The organism is Actinokineospora globicatena, from assembly GCF_024171945.1.
GTDB classification, from domain to species: domain Bacteria; phylum Actinomycetota; class Actinomycetes; order Mycobacteriales; family Pseudonocardiaceae; genus Actinokineospora; species Actinokineospora globicatena.
In genome coordinates, this window is sequence record NZ_JAMTCR010000006.1 from 323,447 (window position 1) to 342,290 (window position 18,844).

General features: G+C 70.8%; 16 protein-coding genes. 8 read left to right on the forward strand and 8 right to left on the reverse strand.

Annotation, left to right across the window (positions count from 1 at the left end):
- Positions 1-415: 415 nt before the first annotated feature.
- The 6 genes from LV79_RS28965 to LV79_RS28990 form a co-directional block, all read right to left on the reverse strand.
- Complete coding sequence (locus tag LV79_RS28965) at positions 416-1,000, reverse strand: TetR/AcrR family transcriptional regulator (RefSeq protein WP_253841457.1); 585 nt, start codon at positions 998-1,000, stop codon at positions 416-418.
- A 22-nt stretch (positions 1,001-1,022) separates the two neighbouring features.
- Positions 1,023-1,847: an ABC transporter ATP-binding protein gene (locus tag LV79_RS28970; RefSeq protein WP_253841458.1), complete on the reverse strand. Its 825-nt coding sequence runs from the start codon at positions 1,845-1,847 to the stop codon at positions 1,023-1,025.
- Positions 1,844-3,673 (reverse strand): dipeptide/oligopeptide/nickel ABC transporter permease/ATP-binding protein, encoded by a 1,830-nt coding sequence (locus LV79_RS28975; protein ID WP_253841459.1) that lies wholly within the window; start codon positions 3,671-3,673, stop codon positions 1,844-1,846. Before LV79_RS28975 ends, LV79_RS28970 begins: the two co-directional genes overlap by 4 nt.
- Positions 3,670-4,611 (reverse strand): ABC transporter permease, encoded by a 942-nt coding sequence (locus LV79_RS28980; protein WP_253841460.1) that lies wholly within the window; start codon positions 4,609-4,611, stop codon positions 3,670-3,672. The genes LV79_RS28975 and LV79_RS28980 overlap by 4 nt, the downstream gene beginning before the upstream one ends.
- Positions 4,612-4,673: 62 nt before the next feature.
- Positions 4,674-6,227 (reverse strand): ABC transporter substrate-binding protein, encoded by a 1,554-nt coding sequence (locus tag LV79_RS28985; RefSeq protein WP_253841461.1) that lies wholly within the window; start codon positions 6,225-6,227, stop codon positions 4,674-4,676.
- 230 nt (positions 6,228-6,457) lie between these two features.
- On the reverse strand, positions 6,458-7,435 hold the full coding sequence (locus LV79_RS28990) for a methyltransferase family protein (protein ID WP_253841462.1): 978 nt from the start codon (positions 7,433-7,435) through the stop codon (positions 6,458-6,460).
- A gap of 280 nt (positions 7,436-7,715) precedes the next feature.
- On the opposite strand from LV79_RS28990, the gene LV79_RS28995 reads away from it, so the two are divergent.
- From LV79_RS28995 to LV79_RS29020, 6 genes are all read left to right on the forward strand, one after another.
- The gene (locus LV79_RS28995) at positions 7,716-8,438 is read left to right on the forward strand and encodes an SDR family NAD(P)-dependent oxidoreductase (RefSeq protein WP_253841463.1); all 723 of its coding nucleotides are present in this window, start codon (positions 7,716-7,718) and stop codon (positions 8,436-8,438) included.
- A 535-nt stretch (positions 8,439-8,973) separates the two neighbouring features.
- Positions 8,974-10,080, forward strand: a complete 1,107-nt coding sequence (locus LV79_RS29000; protein WP_253841464.1) for a zinc-binding dehydrogenase — start codon at positions 8,974-8,976, stop codon at positions 10,078-10,080.
- A 17-nt stretch (positions 10,081-10,097) separates the two neighbouring features.
- On the forward strand, positions 10,098-11,051 hold the full coding sequence (locus LV79_RS29005; RefSeq protein WP_253841465.1) for an aldo/keto reductase: 954 nt from the start codon (positions 10,098-10,100) through the stop codon (positions 11,049-11,051).
- Positions 11,052-11,080: 29 nt separating this feature from the next.
- Positions 11,081-12,055: an alpha/beta hydrolase gene (locus LV79_RS29010; RefSeq protein WP_253841466.1), complete on the forward strand. Its 975-nt coding sequence runs from the start codon at positions 11,081-11,083 to the stop codon at positions 12,053-12,055.
- Positions 12,052-13,035, forward strand: coding sequence for an alpha/beta hydrolase (locus LV79_RS29015; protein ID WP_253841467.1), 984 nt, complete (start codon positions 12,052-12,054; stop codon positions 13,033-13,035). The genes LV79_RS29010 and LV79_RS29015 overlap by 4 nt, the downstream gene beginning before the upstream one ends.
- On the forward strand, positions 13,032-14,243 hold the full coding sequence (locus tag LV79_RS29020; protein ID WP_253841468.1) for a multidrug effflux MFS transporter: 1,212 nt from the start codon (positions 13,032-13,034) through the stop codon (positions 14,241-14,243). Before LV79_RS29015 ends, LV79_RS29020 begins: the two co-directional genes overlap by 4 nt.
- Positions 14,244-14,567: 324 nt before the next feature.
- On the opposite strand, the gene LV79_RS29025 is transcribed toward LV79_RS29020, so the two are convergent.
- On the reverse strand, positions 14,568-15,536 hold the full coding sequence (locus tag LV79_RS29025) for a saccharopine dehydrogenase NADP-binding domain-containing protein (protein WP_253841469.1): 969 nt from the start codon (positions 15,534-15,536) through the stop codon (positions 14,568-14,570).
- Positions 15,537-15,652: 116 nt separating this feature from the next.
- On the opposite strand from LV79_RS29025, the gene LV79_RS29030 reads away from it, so the two are divergent.
- Positions 15,653-16,582, forward strand: coding sequence for a helix-turn-helix domain-containing protein (locus LV79_RS29030; RefSeq protein WP_253841470.1), 930 nt, complete (start codon positions 15,653-15,655; stop codon positions 16,580-16,582).
- A gap of 154 nt (positions 16,583-16,736) precedes the next feature.
- Positions 16,737-17,426 (forward strand): hypothetical protein, encoded by a 690-nt coding sequence (locus tag LV79_RS29035; protein WP_253841471.1) that lies wholly within the window; start codon positions 16,737-16,739, stop codon positions 17,424-17,426.
- 37 nt (positions 17,427-17,463) lie between these two features.
- Here the strand turns inward: LV79_RS29035 and eno are convergent, their stop codons facing one another.
- A complete protein-coding gene (gene eno / locus LV79_RS29040) occupies positions 17,464-18,738 on the reverse strand; it encodes a phosphopyruvate hydratase (RefSeq protein ID WP_253841472.1) in 1,275 nt (424 codons plus the stop codon).
- Positions 18,739-18,844 lie beyond the last annotated feature (106 nt).

An 18,844-nucleotide genomic window follows, 5' to 3' on the forward strand; every position in this document is an offset into this window, starting at 1 on the left:
AAGGTGATGTCCCGGTGGGTGTTGCGCCGCAGGCGGAAGCGGGGGGCCGCAGGGTGGCATGGCGGTTCTGGATGTCGCTGGTCGGAGCGGGCGAGAGGGCGGCTCCCGGCGGGAGCGCCGCAGGCCGGCGTGGCGGCTGGGTGCCGTAGGTCGGAGCGGGAGAGGCAACTTTTCGGCGGGAGCGCCGCAAGGCGGCATCTCGGCGTGAGTGGAACACGTGAACGCCATCGGGGCGGCCGAAAGTTGTGGGAGCCCGCGGGGAGGCCGCAAGCCGTCAGCAGGCGTGCCTCGGAGTGCGGCCCCATTCCGCCGGAGCGGCCCCGATTGGTCGTCCGATGGGGGCGAGCAGGAGCGGCACGGCTGAGGGGCGCAGGAGGCGATTCAGGCGAGTTGCCGCAGGTGGTGTCTCAACGAGTCACCCGGCGATGCGGTGGACTATGCCGTCGACGTAGGAGCTGTAGCGGGGGACCAGGTCTCCCACGGGGTGCATCAGGCTGGCCACGTTGGCGCCGATGGTGACCGAGATGACCTCGTCCGCCAGTACCTCCACCGCTGCCGCTGGTAGGGCCGAGCCGCACGCGGCGGAGATGCGTCGGATCAGTTCCAGGCGCCAGGCGGTCAGCAGTTCTCGGTACTGGCGGGCGAGTTCCGGGTTGGCCACCGAGTGCTCCCACAGCACCAGCAGGACCCTGGCCGAGGTGATCCGGTGCTCGTCGAGGGGCATCGCCGCCTCGACGAAGCCCCGCAGCGCCTCGACCGGGCCGACCGACGGGTCCAGGGTCGACACCCGTTGCTCGGTCTCCTGCAGCACGCTCTCGAACGTCGCCGCGATGATGCAGTCCTTGCTCGCGAAGTAGTGCTTGAGGGCGCCATTGGCGAAACCGGCCGCGGTGACGATGCTGCGCATCGTGGCTGCCTCGAAGCCGCCTGCGGCGATCAGCCGCTTGGCGACCTCGACGATCTCCCGGCGCCGCTGATCATGGTCGATGACCTTCGGCATGGTGGTGGCCTCTTGTGGGGTGTCACGCGGAGTCGCGCAGGCCGAGCCAGGCGGCGCGGCGTTCGGCTTGGCGTGCCGGGTCGGCGACGGGTGCCGCCAGCAGCAGCCGCCGCGTGTACGGGTGGGACGGTTCGTGGGTGACCTGGTGCGTCGGCCCCGACTCGACGATCTCGCCGTGGTACATCACCGACACCCGGTGGCAGACCCGCCGGACGACGCCGAGGTCGTGCGAGACGAACAGGTACGACACGCCGGTCTCGCGCTGCAGGTCGATGAACAGGTCCAGGATGGTCGCCTGCGTCGTCAGGTCCAGCGCGCTCACCGGCTCGTCGCACACGATCAACCGGGGACGGCGCACCAGCGCCCGCGCGATGGCGATGCGCTGCCGCTGACCGCCGGAGAACTCGCTCGGGTACCGGTGCACCGAGTCCCCGGGCAGCCGCACCCGGTCGAGCATCTCGGCGACGACAGCCCGCGCCTGCGCCCGGGAGGTCCCCGCGACCTCCAACGGCTCGGCCAGCACCTCGCCCACGGTCATCGTCGGGTCCAGGGAGCCGTACGGGTCCTGGAACACGACCTGGATGTCGTTGGCCAGCCTGCGCCGCGCGGCACCACGGGCGTGCGTGATGTCCTCGCCGTCGAAGGTGATCCGGCCGGACTCCACCGGGGTCAGCCCCAGCAGTGCCCTGCCCAGGGTGGACTTCCCGGACCCGCTCTCGCCGACCAGCCCCACGCACTCCCCGGCCCCGACCGAGATCGAGACCCCCTTGAGCGCGCGGAACCGGACCTTGCGGGCCAGCCGGTAGTCGACCACCAGGTCCTGCACATCCAGCAGTGGTGCCGTCATCGCGCGTCGTCCTCTCCACCGGCGACCGCGTGCGCGGGTGCCCAGCCCTGGTCCAGTTCGTCGCGCCCCGCGACGTCGTCGAGCGAGGCGCTGATCAGCTCGGCGGTGTACGGGTGCGCCGGGGCCCGGAAGATCTGCTCCACCAAGCCCGTCTCCACGATCCGGCCGTCCTTCATCACCACGACCCGGTCGCAGATGTCGGCGACCACGCCGAAGTTGTGCGTCACGATCACCAGCGCCATGCCGTACTCCTGCTGCAGCTCCCGCAGCAGCTCGAGCACCTCGGCCTGCACCGTGACGTCCAGCGCGGTCGTCGGCTCGTCGGCGACCAGCACCGACGGCCTGCCCGACACGGCGCCCGCGATCAGCACGCGCTGCGCCATACCGCCGGAGATCTGGTGCGGGTAGGAGCCGAGCACCCGCTCCGGGTCGGTGATGCCCACCCGGACCAGCACTTCCCGCGCCCGGGCCCGTGCGTCTGCCTTGGACAGACCATGAACGTGCCGCAGCGGCTCGACCAGCTGGTGCTCGATGGTGTAGCAGGGGTCCAAGTTGGACAGCGGCTCCTGCGGCACGTACCCGATGGAGCGCCCAAGCAGCGCCGCGCGGTCGGCGGAAGAGAGCTTGCTGACCTCCCGGCCGCTGATCCAGATCCCGTCCGCGACCGCGGTTCCGCCCGAGGGCAGCAGGTCCAGGACGGCGAAGCTGGTCTGCGTCTTGCCCGACCCGGACTCGCCGACGATCCCGAGGACCTCGCCCGGCGCCGCGTCCAGCGACACCCCGGACACCACTTCCTTGATCCCGTTGTTCGTGGCGTACCCGACCCGGAGGTTCTCCACGCGTAGCGCGCAGTCCTCGATCGCGTGCACGTGCGACCCGCTCGTCTCGCGGTCGGGCAGATCGGCGGCCGCGGGAGCCGCCAGTGCCTGGCGAACCCTGGCCCTGGCCCGCCGGTTGGGCTGCTCGGCGCGGATGCTGATCAGGTCGGCCAGCGTCGACCCGATGAACGCCAGCGCCGCGATGGTGACGCCGAGGGCGATCGAGGGCCAGAGCAGGATCTTCGGGTAGGTGAGCATGGTGTTGAAGCCGTCGTTCATCATCTGGCCCCAGCTCGGCGTGGACGCCGAGCCGATGCCGAGGAACTGCAGGCCCGCCTGCATGCCGATCGCGATACCGGCGGTCAGCGCCGTCTGCACCACGATCGGCGCGTACACCGCGCGCATCATGTGCGTGCGCAGGACCCGCGGGTTGGTCACCCCGGCGACGCGGGCGGCGTCGATGTAGGGCTCCTTGCGCACCGCCATCGCCCGCGCCCGGCTGATCCGGTAGTAGCCGGGCGCCATGAACACGCCGAGGGCGACCATCAGGACCGGGAACGACTGGCCGGTGCCCGCCGCGACCACCAGCAGCACGATCATGCCGGGGATCGACTGCAGCGCGTCGCTGATCCACGAGCAGATCCGGTCGGTCGCCCCGCCGAAGTAGCCCGCGCTCACGCCCGCGGGGACACCGAGCAGCAGCCCGGCGACGCAGGTGATCACCGCGCCGTAGAGCGTGGTCCGCGCGCCGTAGAGCAGCCTGCTGAGGATGTCGCGGCCCGCGGAGTCGCCGCCGAGCAGGTGCCCGTTGCCCGGGTCGGCGTGCACGATCTTGAAGGTGACGAAGTTCGGGTCGAACGGCGCCAACCACGGCGCCAGGACCGCCGCGGCGACCACGAGCAGCAGCACGACCAGCGCGACCACGCCGAGCGGGCGGCGCAGGTAGCGGCGCAGCAGCGAGATCCGCCGCACGGGCGCCAGGGTGGTGGGGAACGGGGCTGTGGTCATCGCTCGCGCACCTTCGGGTTGACCCACCCGAGCACGAGGTCGAGCAGGAAGTTGACGAGGACGACGAACACCACGGTCACGGCGGTCAACCCCATCAGCACCGGGATGTCCCCGATCTGCGAGGAGGACTGGGTGAGGCTGCCGATGCCGGGCAGGTTGAACACGATCTCCACGACGATGGCGCCACCGAGCAGGCCGACGAACATCAGTGCCAGCACGGTGAGCGCTGACGGGGACGCGTTGCGCAGCACGTGCGTGGTGACCCGCCGCTTGGAGAGCCCGCGCGCCCGCAGGGTCCGCACGAAGTCCTGGTTGTTGACCTGCAGGAAGCCGTTGCGCAGCTGCTCGCCGACCATGACGATCGCGCCGAGCGCCAGCGACACCGACGGCAGCGTGATCGAGCTGAGCCAGCCGCTGACCGACACCTCGGGGGAGACGTAGCCGATCGCGGGGAACCAGCGCAGCTCGATGGCGAACCAGGTGACCAGCACGAGGCTGACCCAGAAGCCGGGCAGCGCGAAGAGCACCACCGAGGCCAGCTTGAGGCCGCGGTCGAGCAGGCCGCCGGGGCGCAGGCCGCAGGCGATGCCCACCGCGACACCGATGACGGCCGCGAGCAGGGTCGCGAAGACGACGACCGACAGCGTCACCGGCACCCGCAGCGCGAGCTGGTCGCCCACGGGCTGGAAGCTGCGCCACGAGGTGCCGAAGTCACCGGTGGCGGCGTGCGAGATCCAGTCCCAGAACTGGGTCAGCACCGGCCGGTCGTAGCCGATCTTGGCGCGCAGCGCGTCGCGCTGGGCCGCGGTGGCGCTGTTGCCGAGCAGCCCGGGGGTGGGGTCCCCGATGGCCACGAACGCGAGGAAGAAGGTGCCGCTGCACACGACGATGAGCAGCAGGATGCCCGAGAGCAGGCGTTTGGCGATGAAGGAAAGCATAATCTCGGCTCCTCACCGGCAGGTCCGTCCACTCGGGACGGACCTGCCGGAGCACGGGCGCGTCAGCCGCGCTGGATGAACCGCAGGGTCGGGAACATCATGCCGGTGACCGGCTGCACCTTGATGCCCTTGACGCTGAAGTAGGTGTTGTCGGCCTGGTACCACACGCTCCACCAGGCCAGGTCGACCAGCTTGGTGTTGAGCTTCTTGAGCAGCTCGGTCTGCGCGGCACCCTCGTCGGCCTTCTCCACCTCGTCGACCAGGGCCTTGACCTCGGGGAACTTGTCCACCGACGGGTTCGGGTTGTACCACTGCGCGGTGGTGACCTGGTCGCTCAGCGTCGCCATGTCGTTGCCGCTCATGGCGATCACGGCGAGGAACATCGGGTAGGTCGGGGCGTTCTTCTGGTAGTCCGGCATCGCCATGTCGACCCACTCGACCTTGATGCCCAGCTCGCCGAAGGTCTGGTTCGCCGCGGGCTGCCAGGCCTGGAAGATCGGCGACATCGGCATCTTGACGCTGAAGCCGTCGGCGTAGCCCGCCTCGGCCAGCAGCGACTTGGCCTTGGCCATGTCGGTCTTGTACTTGGTGTCCATCGACTTGTCGTAGACGCCGCCGTCGACCGGCCACAGCTGGTTGGTCGCGGTGCCCGCGCCGTTGCCGACCGCCTGCAGGATGCCCGCGGAGTCGAACGCGTAGCTGATGGCCTGGCGCACCTTCTGCTCACCGAGCGCCTTGACCTGCGCGCCGGTGCGGTCGGCGAACTGCACGCCGACCCACGAGGACGGCTTGGAGGCGACGTTCCAGCCGTTCTCCTTGGCCTTGGCCAGGTTCGCCGCGTTGGCGAACTGCATGTTGAGCTGGCCCGACAGCATCGCGTTGAAGCTCGCGGTCTGGTCGGTGATCGGGAACAGCTTCACCGACGGGAACGGGTAGGTCGCGGTGTCCCAGTGGTCCGCCTTCTTGGTGAAGACGTACTGCGACTGCGGCGCGGAGTTGGCCTTGTCGAAGGTGTACGGGCCGGACCCGACCGGGCCGTTGGCCAGCGAGCCCGCCGAGATCGCCGCGGGGGAGGCCATCCAGCTGCGGCCGAGGCCCATGAAGTACAGCAGCGAGTCGTCGCGCTTGGTCAGCTTGATCTCGATGGTGTCCTCGTCCTTGGCGGTGGCGCCGGAGACGTTGAGGTAGGCCTGGCCGGAGCGCACGCCCTTCTTCAGGTGCTCGATGTTGGCCACCGCGGCGGCCGCGTCGAACTTCTGGCCGTCCTCGAAGGTGACGCCCGTGCGCAGGTCGGCGGTGAGGGTCAGCCGGTCGGCCGACCACTCCCACTTGGTGGCCAGCGCGGGCACCGGTTTGCCGCTGTTGTCCAGTGCGACCAGCGGGTCGTAGACGGCGGACATGTACGGGCCGTCGAAGCCGATGTCGGCGACCGCCGGGTCCCAGGACGTGACGTCGAGGAACACACCGGCCTTGAGCTCGGTGATCTCCTGGCCGCCGCCGCTGGTGCCGCCGGTCGACCCTCCTGCGGTGCCACCCGCGTTGCCGGTACAACCGGCGAGCGCGGTCGCCGCCGCGACAGCAATAGCGACCAGTGCCGCTGTCCGTGTCCTCGTCATGGAGCCTTCTCTCGGGTGGGGGGACTAGCTCACGGGGGTCCCGCGCCGCTGCCGCGAAGCCGTCCTCGCCTTGCGAAACATGCGGATCAAGAAGTGAGACCTGGCTCACTGTGGTGCGGGATAGTCTACGGTTGTCGGCAAATAAATCAATGGTCTACCGGCGTTGAAATTCTGTGTCTTCCCTGGCGCCCGCCGGTGGACGACTACCCGGCGGGCGCGATAACTCCTGGTCAGACCGCGTCGGCGACCAGTACCCGGGGGCTGCCGGGCAGCGCGATGACCTCGCGCGCGCGCCAGCCGGTCGCCTCGAGCCAGCCGCGCACGACGGCCTCGGGGTAGACCACTGTTCCGTCGATGACGAAGTACTCGCCCGCGTGCAGCGCGTCGATGGGGCGCTGGCGCGCGTCGTCGTCGAGGAAGAAGTCGAGCAGCAGCAGGGTGGCGCCGTCGCTCGCGGCCGCCCGGGCGTTGGCCAGGATCGTCTGGTTCTGCTCGGCGGTGAACCGGTGGATGACGTGGTTGACCATGACGATGTCGTGGTCACCGCCGGGGGTGGCGGTCTCGGTCGGGGCGGGCTCGACGGTCGCGCGCTCGGCGAAGCCCGCCGCGGCCACCGCGTCGGTCACGGCCTGCTCGAAGTCCGGCGCGAAGACGAACTTGACCGACAGCTCGGCGTTGGCGCGCAGCGCGCCGAGGGCGAACTCGGGGGAGAGGCCACCCAGGTCGAGCATCGAGCGGTACGGGGTGAAGTCGAAGCCGCGGGCCAGCATCGCCGCGTGCAGCGCGTTGTAGCGCATGACGCCCGCCATGAAGGTTCCCCAACGGGCCTCGTCCATCTGCAGCTCGCCGGGCTTGCCGGTGTCGACGGTGGTGTCGAACTGCAGCCAGTGCCCGTAGCTGATGTCGTTGAGGAAGGTCAGGAACGGCGCCAGGTCGGTGTCACCGGCGCCCGCGAGGTAGGCGGCGGAGTCCTCGGCAAGGGAGTAGGCGCCGTCGGTGCGGTCGAGCAGGCCCTTGGCGTTCATGGCGTCGGCCAGGATGCGGACCAGCTGCTCGCTCACGCCGGTGCTCGCGGCGAGGTCGGCCACCGAGCGGGGGCCGTCGGCCAGGGCGGTGAACAGTCCGATCCGCGAGGCGGCGAACAACTGCTTGGCGCCCATGTAGCCGATCGCGATGTCGACGATGCGGTCAGGGGTGGGTCCGGTCATGGACGTCTCCTCGGTGGGGTGGTTGCGACCTCGGTGCGCCGACGGCGAGAGGCGGTTAGTCTATGTACGTAGACTAAAAAGGTAGCCCCGGCAGTCAAGCCCCGGGCGGGGCTGGTGCGGTAACGAGATGTCAAGCTTGGGTAACGTCCGGGTCACGGGCGGAATATCTCCAGGTGGCGACCGACACCCAGTAGTCGGGCCAGCACGCGAACGCCGGGTGTCTTGCCTGGCGAATTTCTGCGCTCGTACATTCACAGCTCGACTTCGAGAGGATTTGATGATGACTTCTGCGCGCACCGTCCTGGTCACCGGGGGAGCGGGCGGCATCGGCCGCGCGATCGCCTCCGCATTCGCCGCGCTCGGCGACGACGTCGTCATCGCCGACGTCGCCGGTGTCGACGAGGCCGCCGCCGACCTCGGCGTGCGCGGCGTCGCCGTCGACATCACCGACGAGGACTCCATCACCGCGGCGCTCGACCAGGTCGGACCGGTGGACGTGCTGGTCAACAACGCGGGTGTGCTCACCGTGCACGGCGCGCTGCTGGAGCTGCCCGCCGCCGACATGCTCAAGATCCTGCAGGTGAACGTGCACGGCACCTTCCTGGTCACCCAGCACGTCGGCCGCCGCATGGTCGCCCGCGGCACCGGCGGCACCGTGGTCAACCTGTCCTCCATCGGCGGCCGCCAGCCCACCCCCGGCATGGGCGGCTATGAGAGCAGCAAGGCCGCCGTCGACGCCCTGACCAGGTGGGCCGCCATCGAACTGGCCCCGCACGGCATCCGCGTCAACGCCGTCGCCCCCGGCCCGGTCCTCACCCCCATGCTCGCCATGGGCCTGCCCGAGGGCTCCCCGGCCCGCGAGGCCTGGACCAACCGCATCCCCCTGCGCCAACTGGCCCCCGTGGACCAGGTAGCCGCCGCCGTCGTCTTCCTCGCCGGCGACTCGGCCACCCACATCACCGGCACCAGTCTCCCCGTGGACGGCGGCCAACTCCTCGTCTAACCCTCCCCGGGGCCGGACCACCCCCGGTCCGGCCCCCGCCCACCTCCCCGCCCCACGCCGACCTCGGGCTTCTCGCACATATCCACATCCCCCTCACCCACCCACAGGCGGCGATCTCACCCGCTCGCCGCCCCCACGCCCCTCGGTAGGCTGTGTATCGGGGGCTGCTCAGCGCGCTTTGATCTTGCGGCCGATATCCCACCCCCGCGACCTGCGCTTCTTCAGCACCCCCAGCCTCGCGACCTGCGCGTCTCCGCGCCCTGTGGCCCCGCAGCCCGCACCCCTCGGGCCGCCAACTCGCCCAGTCGCACGCCTCGCGAGCCACGCGCCTCCCCAAGCTCCAAGCCCCCAGGCCGCGAGCCCCCGAGCCACGCCCGTCCCCGGTCTCACCACCCCACCTGCCCGCCCCGTCACCCGCGCCACCCACCCCCCGCCAAAACCCGCTGTGGCACGGGTCTCGACTTTTTTATCGACAGACGTAGACTAACGCCACCCGGGCGGTCGGTTCGCGGCGTTCGGTACTGGAAGGAGTGCGATGAGCGTCCCCACCTCGACCCGCGCGGCGGTGTTGATCGAGCACGGCAAGCCGCTGCACCTCACCGAGCTGCCGCTGCCAGCCGAGGTGGCCCCCGGGGCGGCGCTGGTGCGCGTCTCGTGCGCCACGCTCTGCGGCACCGACGTGGAGATCTGGTCCGGGAAGATGAGCTTCCCCGGCATGCTGCCCATGGTGCTCGGCCACGAGATGGTCGGCGAGGTCGTCGCCGTCGGGCCCGACACCCGCGACGCGCTCGGCCGCGAGATCGCCGTCGGCGCGCGGATCGGCTGGTCGGAGTCCACCTGCGGCGAGTGTCACGGCTGCGTGGTGCTGCGCGAGCCGGTCGCCTGCTCGAAGCGCGGCTACGGCTTCCTGCAGCGCTCCGACGTCCCCCCGTACGCCACCGCGGGCCTGAGCGAGTACGCCTACGTCGTCCCGCGCGCGGCGAAGCTGCTGCTGCCCGACGCGGTGCCCAGCACCTGGGCCGCGATGGCCGGGTGCGCGGCCAAGACCGTGCTGCGGGCGTTCAGCTACGTCGGTGGACTCACCGGCAAGCGGGTTGTCGTCCAGGGCTCCGGCGCGCTGGGCATCTTCGCCACCGCCGTCGCGCACATCTCCGGCGCGGCCAAGGTCATCACCGTCGGCGCGCCCGAGTCCCGGCTCAGCCTCGCGGGCGAGTTCGGCGCGGACGCGGTCGTCGACATCGCGCTGGGCTCCGACGGCATCGTCGAGCGGGTCCGCGAGCTCACCGGCGGCCACGGCGCCGACTTGGTGCTCGACTTCGCGGGCGCCCCGACCGTGGGCGCCGAGGCGGTGGCGATGGCCGCGCAGCGCGGCCAGGTCGTCATCGTCGGCACCACCGGTCCGGTCTCCGCGCCGCTGCCGCTGGGCACCGTGATGGGCAAGGAGCTCACCATCTCCGGTTCGCTCAACGGCGACATCGCCGACTACCACCGGGCCATCGAGTTCTTCGGCGCCTTCGCCGACCGGTTCCCCTGGGACCGGCTCTTCGGCACCCCGGTCGGCCTCTCGGCCGCGTCCGACCGGATCGCCGCGATGCACCGGCTCGACGAGGTCAAGGCCGTCATCGACCCCCGTCTCCCCTGACCAGTAGGAGTCCCACCGTGTCCTCCCTCCCCCGCCGCCGCGTCGGATCGTCCGATGTGGAGGTTTCCGCGCTCTCGGTCGGTTCCTGGCACACCTACGACCGGATGGACTTCGCCGACGCCGTCGCGATGATCCGCACCGCCGTCGCCGCCGGGGTCAACCTGTTCGACGTCGGCGTGTACGGCTTCCCCGGCATGCCGCCGGTGTTCACCGACGTCATCTGGAGCGCGATCATGCGCGCCTCCGGCATCCCGCGCGAGGAGTACCTCGTCTCGGCCAAGCTGTGGCTCGAAGGTTTCGGCGACGAGGGTTTCCGCCCCCAGCTGGAGAACGCCTTCCTGCGCGGCGGTTTCGACGTCGCGGACCTGGTCATCCTCGGCGACATCCGGCGTGACGACATCGCGCTGGAGGACCTCGTCGAGGACCTCGCCGCGCTCACCAAGGCCGGGCTGATCCGCGCCTGGGGCGTGAACAACTGGTCGGCGACCAACATCCGCCGCCTGCAGGAGATCGCCGCCGAGCGCGGGGTCGCCGGGCCGCAGATCGCCCAGCTGAAGTACAGCATCGGCCGCCGGTCCATTCCGGACGGTGAGCCGTTCGCCGCGCTGTTCGCCGAGGGCTTCAGCATGCAGGCCTCCGACGTGCTGGAGGGCGGTCTGCTCGCCGGTTCGACCACCGGCCGCGAGATCGGCCGCGATCCCGGTGGTGTGCAGGGGAAGATCCGCGAGAACGCCGCCGCGGTGGCCGAGGTCGCCGCCAAGCTGGGCACCAGCGCCGCCCGCCTCGCCGTCGCCTTCACCCTCACCCACCCGGCCAACGTCACCACGCTCTTCGGTGCCACCAAGCAGTCCCAGCTGGCGGACAACCTCGCCGCCGTCGACCTGGTCGAGCAGGTCGGCGCCGAGGAGCTGCGCGCCCTGGTCGAGCCGTTCTGGGTCGACCGCGGCGTCGTCGACCCCGAGGGTCCGTGACCACCCCCACCGCCAGCGAGGAGCCTGTCGTGACCACCACCCCCGTCCCGTTCGACCCCGACATCGAGCCCGCGCTCGCCCAGATCGTGCTCCCGGACGCCCCGCCGTTCACCCCGGAGACCATCCCGGCCATGCGCGCGGGCATGGCGGCCATGTTCCCGCCCGCCGCGGAAGCGGTCGGGGACGCGCCGGTCGACGTCGTCGAGCGGCTCATCCCCGGCCCGGACGGCGCGCCGGACCTGGAGATCACGATCATCTCCCCGCGCGGGCTGACCGCGCCGGTCCCCGGTCTGTACAACATCCACGGCGGCGGCATGATGGTCGGCCACCGCAACATGGACGTCGGCAGGCTCCTCGCGCTCGTGCTGGAACTGGGCGTCGTCGCCGTCAACGTCGAGTACCGGCTCGCGCCGGAGCACCCGCACCCAGCTCCGGTCGAGGACTGCTACGCCGGTCTGGTGTGGATGGTCGACAACGCGGCCGAGCTCAACGTCGACCCCGCCCGGATCGTCGTCATGGGCGGTAGCGCGGGTGGTGGCCTGTCGGCCGGTGTCGCGCTGCTGGCCCGCGACCGGGGCGGCCCCGCGCTCGCCGGTCAGCTGCTGCTGTGCCCGATGATCGACGACACCAACACCACCGTCGCCAGCCAGCAGTACAGCGGTATCGGCACGTGGACCCGTGAGTCCAATTTGGCCGGTTGGCGATCGCTGCTCGGCGACGCTGTCGGCACGGACGACGTTTCCCCCTACGCCGCACCGACTCGCGCCACGGACCTGTCCAACCTGCCGCCCGCGTTCATCGAGGTCGGCAGTGCGGAGCCGTTCCGCGACGAGGACACCCAGTACGCGCTGCGCATCTGGGAGACCGGGGGACAGGCCGAGCTGCACGTGTGGAGCGGCGCGTTCCACGGGTTCGACATGTACGTGCCGGACTGGCCGGTCAGCAAGGTCGCCCTGGAAACCCGGAACTCCTGGTTCCGCCGGGTCCTGGGGCTGGGCGCGTGACCGCCGAGCAGTACCAGCCGGTCCCGTACGACCCCGAGCTGGAGCCGGGTCTCGCGGCGTTCCTGGAGCTGGTCGAGCAGATCCCGCTGCGCGCGGACACGATCCTGGTCAACCGCGACCACTTCGCCACCATCCTGCCGCCGGTCGAGATCATGGTCGGCGACCAGCCGGTGGAGCTGGAGGAGCGCACGGTGCCCGGTCCGGCTGGTGCGCCGGACATCCAGCTGACCATCGTCCGCCCCCGCGGCGGGGTCTCCAACGCGCCCGCGATCTACAGCATCCACGGCGGCGGCATGGTCCTGGGCAACCGGACCTTCGGCATCGACGGCCTGATCGCGGACGTGCTGCTCTTCGGCGCGGTCGGGGTGTCGGTGGAGTACCGCCTGGCACCGGAACACCCGGCCCCGGCAGCGGTTGAGGACTGCTATGCCGGTCTGGTGTGGTTGGCGGAGAACGCGGACGAGCTTGGTGTCGATCCACAGAGGATCGTTGTGACCGGCGCGAGCGCGGGCGGTGGTTTGTCGGCTGGTGTCGCGTTGCTGGCCCGCGACCGGGGCGGTCCGCACATCGCCGGGCAGGGTCTGCTGTGCCCTATGCTGGATGACCGCAACACCAACGTTTCCACCCGCCAGTACGACGGGCGCGGGGCGTGGGACCGCAACAACAACGACACCGCGTGGGACGCCATCCTCGGCGACAAGCGGTTCACCGACGAGGCGTCCCCGTACCAGGTCCCGACCCGGATGAAGGACCTGTCCAACCTGCCCCCCGCGTTCATCGACGTCGGCGCCGCGGAGATCTTCCGCGACGAGGCGACCGACTACGCGCTGCGGATCTGGGCCACCGGGGGACAGGCCGAGCTGCACGTGTGGGCGGGCGGGTACCACGGCTTCTCCGGGTTCTCCCCGGACGCCGAGGTCTCCCGCGCCGCGGTCGCCGCCAGGTTGTCCTGGCTGCGGCGGATCCTGCGGGCGCCGTGAGCCTGCGCCGCGTCGCCGTCGTGCTGGGGCTGCTCGAGATGTTCGGTCCGATCTCCATGGACCTGTACATGCCCGCGCTGCCCCAGCTCGCGACGGAACTCAACACCAGCGAGAGCCTCGCGCAGGCCACCATGTCCGCGTGCATGCTCGGGCTGGCCCTCGGCCAACTCGTGGTCGGCCCGCTCAGCGACCGGTTCGGCAGGCGCCGCCCGCTGCTGGTCGGCGTCGGGCTGTTCGCGCTGCTGTCGCTGGTGTGCGCGGTGACCCCGTCGATCGAACTGCTGCTGGCCGCCCGGTTCTTCCAGGGGCTGTGCGGTTCGGCGGGCATCGTCATCGCGCTCGCCGTCGCCCGCGACCTGACCGAGGGCGTCGACCTGGTGCGATTGCTGGTGATGCTGACCACGGTCGGCGCGCTGGCACCGATCGTCGCCCCTGTCGTGGGCGGGCAGTTGGCGCCGATCATGGGCTGGCGCGGCATCTTCGCCGTGCTGGCCGCGATCGGCGTGGCGCTGTTCGTGCTGGCGTTGACCGCTTTACCGGAGAGTCTCCCGCCGTCGGCACGTCACGCCCGCGGTGGGGGAGAGGGCTTCGGCGTCCTGCTGAAGAACCGACTGTTCCTCAGCTTCCTCGTCGTCGGCGCGTTCGGCGGCACCGCGTTCTTCACCTACCTGGCGTCGATCAGCTTCGTGCTCCAGGACAGCTACTCGCTGTCCCCGCAGCTGTTCAGCCTGTGCTTCGCCGCCAACGCCGTCATGTCCGTCATCGGCGCCCAGATCAACCGCGTCGTGGTCCGCAAGGCAGGCCCAGCCCGGATGTACGCGATCTGCACGATCGCCACCGCCGTCGCCGCCCTCGCCATGCTCCTGACCGTGCTCTTCGACGCGGGCATGATCGCCCTCCTCATCCCCCTGGCCCTCATGATGCTCGTCGGCGGCGGCACCCAGTCCAACGGCACGGCCTTGGCCCTGGCCGACCACCGAGACCGCGCGGGTACCGCAGCGGCCCTCCTCGGCACCGCGGGCTTCGCCATCGGCCCCCTCGTAGCCCCACTGGCGTCCCTCGGCGGAACCACCCCCCTGACCATGAGCCTCACCATGACCATCGCCTACACCGGCGCCGCCCTCCTGGTCTGCCTCACCGTCCTCCCCCGCCTCCGCCGAACCCCCGTCGGAGTCACCATCCCCGAACCCGTCCCCCCAGGCCTCTGACGAAACCTCGGCTGGCCACCACGACCCTCTGCTGGCCGTCACCTCCACAGGTGGCGGCCACTGGGCCTCGCCGAGGTGAAGGTCCCCGCCTTCGGCGTCCCCGCCTTCGGCGCCGCCGCGATCCCGGCCGTCTCCCCACCCCGCTTCGGCACCCGTTTCGGAGGCCGCCCCCGGCGACCCCAACCCCCACCCTCTCCGGGGGGCGTCCCCAGTGCCAGTCTACCGGGGTTGGGTGGGTGACCGGCCGGTAGCGGTTGGCCTGTGGATAACTCCGGCCCTTGTGGATGAGCCGACCTGGGCGGATGGGCGGGCGAGTCCGGAACTTCACCTGGTCGGGCGATGGATCGTGATGTGCGGCGATAGCGCGCGGAGGAAGTCGGGGGCGTCGAAGAGGGCGCCTGCTGAGGCGACGCCGGTGCGACGGAGCCGTCCAGTCAAGATCCGCTCCACCGCCTCGGCAGCGAGGGGAGCCGTGACCGCGTAGATGTCCCGACCGGAAGCGGCAAGCCGACGCGACTCGCCGCCGGAACGCACGATCACGTCGACGAGGAAAGTCTCCGGAGTCCGCGTGGTCGACCCCGCCGCGAGGTCCGCCGCCGCGTCAGTAGTCATGTACGTGCGCACCTCACCCACCTCCACATGGCTGGGAATCGTCACGACGTCCGCCATGGTGAACTCGCCGAGAACAGCGCGTCGACCCAGCGGCTGTGGAAAGTCCCACTCCTCCACAGGCAGCGGCCCCGAGCAATACTCCAAGCGCCCCCCGACGAACCGGACCCGCTTCCCGCCGCGCCGATCCCGGGAGACCGCCCCCGCCGCCAAGGTGCCCGGTGTCGGGTGCCACCCGCTCAAGCCGTATGCGACGTGCACAGAATCCGCGCGCACCCAGTCGCCCATCGCCGCCGTGGCCAACAAGTCGCCGAGGCCTCCGAAGAACGCCATCCCCGGAACCGCAACACCTTCCATCCCTGCGAACCGCGCAAGCGTGTCCACATTGGCCTCGATCTCCGCCGCGATGTCCACATAGGGCACGCTCGCCCGCAATGCTGCCTCCACCACAGGCCCCGCTGTCACCGCGAACGGCCCAGCGCAGTTGATCACCGCGGCCGCCCCCGCCAGCACCCGGTCAAGCCCGGCCGCGTCATCAACCGCCGCTACCCGCACGTCCAGCCCCGGGAAGTCCGACGCCCGACGCCCGGCAGGAATCGGCTCGAACCCCCGCCGCGACAACTCCGCGACCACGAAGCGCCCGGTATGCCCGGAAGCCCCATAAACCACCACCGCGTCGCCCACAGCTTCCCCCTCCTAGATCCACTGTGGACATCCTCCGCTCTCCCCCTCGACCCCACCAGTGTCCGGAACGCCACGATCCGCACAGTTTCGGACACCGCCGACGTACACTCCCGGACATGCCCACTGTCGCGTTGGCCGCCACCGACGGCATGCTCCACTTCGAGTTGGCCCTGGCGCACGAGGTCTTCGGGGCCGACGGCGTGGTCAGCCCCTGGTACGACCTCGCCATCTGCGGCTCCGCCCCGGTCACCCTCGGCCGCTTCCACCTGGTGCCCGACCACGGCCTCGACCACCTCGCGCGCGCCGACACCGTGATCGTCCCCGGGTGGACCGACGTCGACGTGAACCCGCCGGAAGACCTGGTCGACGCCGTGCGCGCGGCCCACGAGGCGGGCGCGAGGGTCGCCTCCCTGTGCACCGGCGCGTTCGTCCTGGCCGCCGCCGGGCTGCTCGACGGGCGCCGCGCGACCACCCACTGGGCGCACACCGAGGAGCTGGCCGCCCGCTACCCCCGCGTCGAGGTCGACCCCGACGTGCTCTACGTCGACAACGGCAGCGTCCTCACCTCCGCGGGCAAGGCCGCCGCGATGGACCTGTGCCTGCACCTCGTCCGCCTCGACCACGGTTCCGCCGTCGCCAACACCCTCGCCCGCCGCCTCGTCGTGCCGCCGCACCGCGCGGGTGGCCAGGCCCAGTTCGTCAGCACGCCCGTGCCCACCACCGACGACCACCCGCTCACCGCGCTGCTCCCGTGGATCACCCGCCGCCTCGACCGCCCGCTGACCGTCGTCGACCTCGCCCGGCAGGCCAACATGAGCACCCGCACCCTCGGTCGCCACTTCCACGCCAGCACTGGCACCACCCCGCTGCAATGGTTGCTCACCCAGCGGATCCGCCGGGCACAGGAAATGCTCGAGACCACCGACGACAGCGTCGACGCGATCGCCGTGGCCACCGGCATGGGCACCGCCGCGACCCTGCGCCGCCACTTCAACCGGACCGTCGGCGTGCCACCGGACACCTACCGCCGCACATTCCGCGCTTGAGCAAGGAAGACCACTGCGCCAGGGCTTCGTCAGTTCCTCTGTGCCATAACGGTTTCTGTTCTACGGAGGATTCGCCCGATCGGACCTGACGCCGATTCTCGGCCAGGTGGCAAGGTTGGCGGCGCTGGGGGGGAGCGCGGGGGAGGGGATTGTTGTGCGACGTCCGAACATCTTGATCGCTGCGGTAGCGCTGGTCCTGGGATTGGTGGCATCGCCGGTGACGGCCCAGGCCCTACCGGCGTGCTCGATCTCCGGGACCCAGGCTGTCCCCGGCGGTTACGCGGTGCACCTGGATTGCCAGAGTGGAGGCTATTTCCGCGGGGTCGGCACAACGCTCAACGACGCGAACTCGGCCGTCTACGCGTTGCAGCAGTACGCCGCGAACACCGGCGTCGTCTGCCGTGCCGACGACCCCGTCGCTGCCACCGGCGGCTACGAGGCCCGGCTCGACTGCCGCAGTTCCGGGTACTACCGGGCCGTGGGCACGTCGGTGACCAGCGCCGCCACCCAGGCCTTCGACTTCCGGACCCTGGCCGCCACCACCGGAATAGTCTGTTCCAGCACCGCACCCACGACCGCTACCGGCGGCTACCTGGCCTACCTCGACTGCGCGAAATCAGGCTTCTACCGCGCCGTCGGGACTTACCTGACCGACGCCGAGACCGAGGTCGTCGCCCTGCTCACCCTGACCCGCCAGACCGGCAAGGTGTGCCGACACTCCTCAACGGACACCGTGACCGGCGGCTACCAGGTCACCCTCGACTGCGCCAAGGCAGGGTTCTTCCGCGGCGTCGGTTCCACGGTCACCGACGCCTCTCGGCAGGCACGCGCCCTGGCTGGTTGACCTGGCCGGTGCGGGAAGACCGCACCGGCCAGGCGGGTCAGCTGAGCGAGCCGCTGCCCGCGTACCGGGCCTGCGAGCCGAGCTCCTCCTCGATGCGGATGAGCTGGTTGTACTTGGCGGTGCGGTCCGAACGCGACAGTGAGCCGGTCTTGATCTGGCCGCAGCCGGTGGCCACGGCCAGGTCGGCGATGGTGGTGTCCTCGGTCTCGCCGGAGCGGTGCGACATCACCACCGAGTAGCCCGCCTTGAACGCGGTGTTCGCGGTCAGCAGCATCTCGGTGAGGGTACCGATTTGGTTGACCTTCACCAGGATCGAGTTCGCGATGCCCGCGTCGATGCCCTCGGACAACAGCGCCGCGTTGGTGCAGAACACATCGTCGCCGACCAGTTGGCAGCGGTCGCCGAGGGCCTGCGTGACCAGCTTCCAGCCCGCGATGTCGTCCTGCGCCATGGGGTCCTCAATGGACACGATGGGGAACCGGCGGACCAGCTCGGCCAGGTACTCCACGTGCTCCTCGACCGAGCGCTTGCGCCCTTCGCCCCGGTAGTCGTACACGCCGTCGACGTAGAACTCCGAGGCGGCCGGGTCCAGCAGCACCGCGACGTCCTCGCCGGGGGTGTAGCCGGACTTCTCGATGGCGGCTACCACGAACTCCAGTGCCTCGTCCGCGGAGTTCAGGTTCGGCGCGAACCCGCCCTCGTCGCCGACGTTGGTGTTGTGCCCGGCCGCGCGCAGCGTCGCGCGCAGCGTGTGGAACACCTCGGAGCCGATCCGCACCGCGTCGGCGAAGCTCTCCGCGCCGACCGGGGCGATCATGAACTCCTGGAAGTCGATCGCGTTGTCGGCGTGCGCACCACCGTTGATGATGTTCATCATCGGCATTGGCAGCAGGTGCGCGTACACCCCGCCGACGTAGCGGTAGAGCGGCTGCCGGTGCGCCGCAGCGGCGGCCTTGGCCACCGCGAGCGAGACCCCCAGGGTCGCGTTGGCGCCCAGCCGCGCCTTGTTCGGCGTGCCGTCCAGCTCGACCATGGTGCTGTCGACCTCCGACTGGGCCCGCGCGTCCGCCCCGAGCAGCGCCTCGGCGATCTCCCCGTTGACCGCCGCGACGGCCTTGCGCACGCCCTTGCCGTGGTAGCGCGCCGGGTCGCCGTCGCGCAGCTCGACCGCCTCGTTCGTGCCGGTCGACGCGCCGGAGGGCACCGCCGCCCGCCCCGACGAACCGTCCGCCAGCTCGACGTCCACCTCGACGGTCGGGTTCCCCCGGCTGTCCAGGACCTGCCGCCCGTGGACGCGCGTGATCGCGGTCATGTCACTCCTCAACGCTGAGACGTGTCTGGTCGGCCCCATCCTGGCAGCCCGCCTCCGGATCGTGGTCGCGCATGTGCTCAGCGCTACACCTGCCGGTACACGCCCT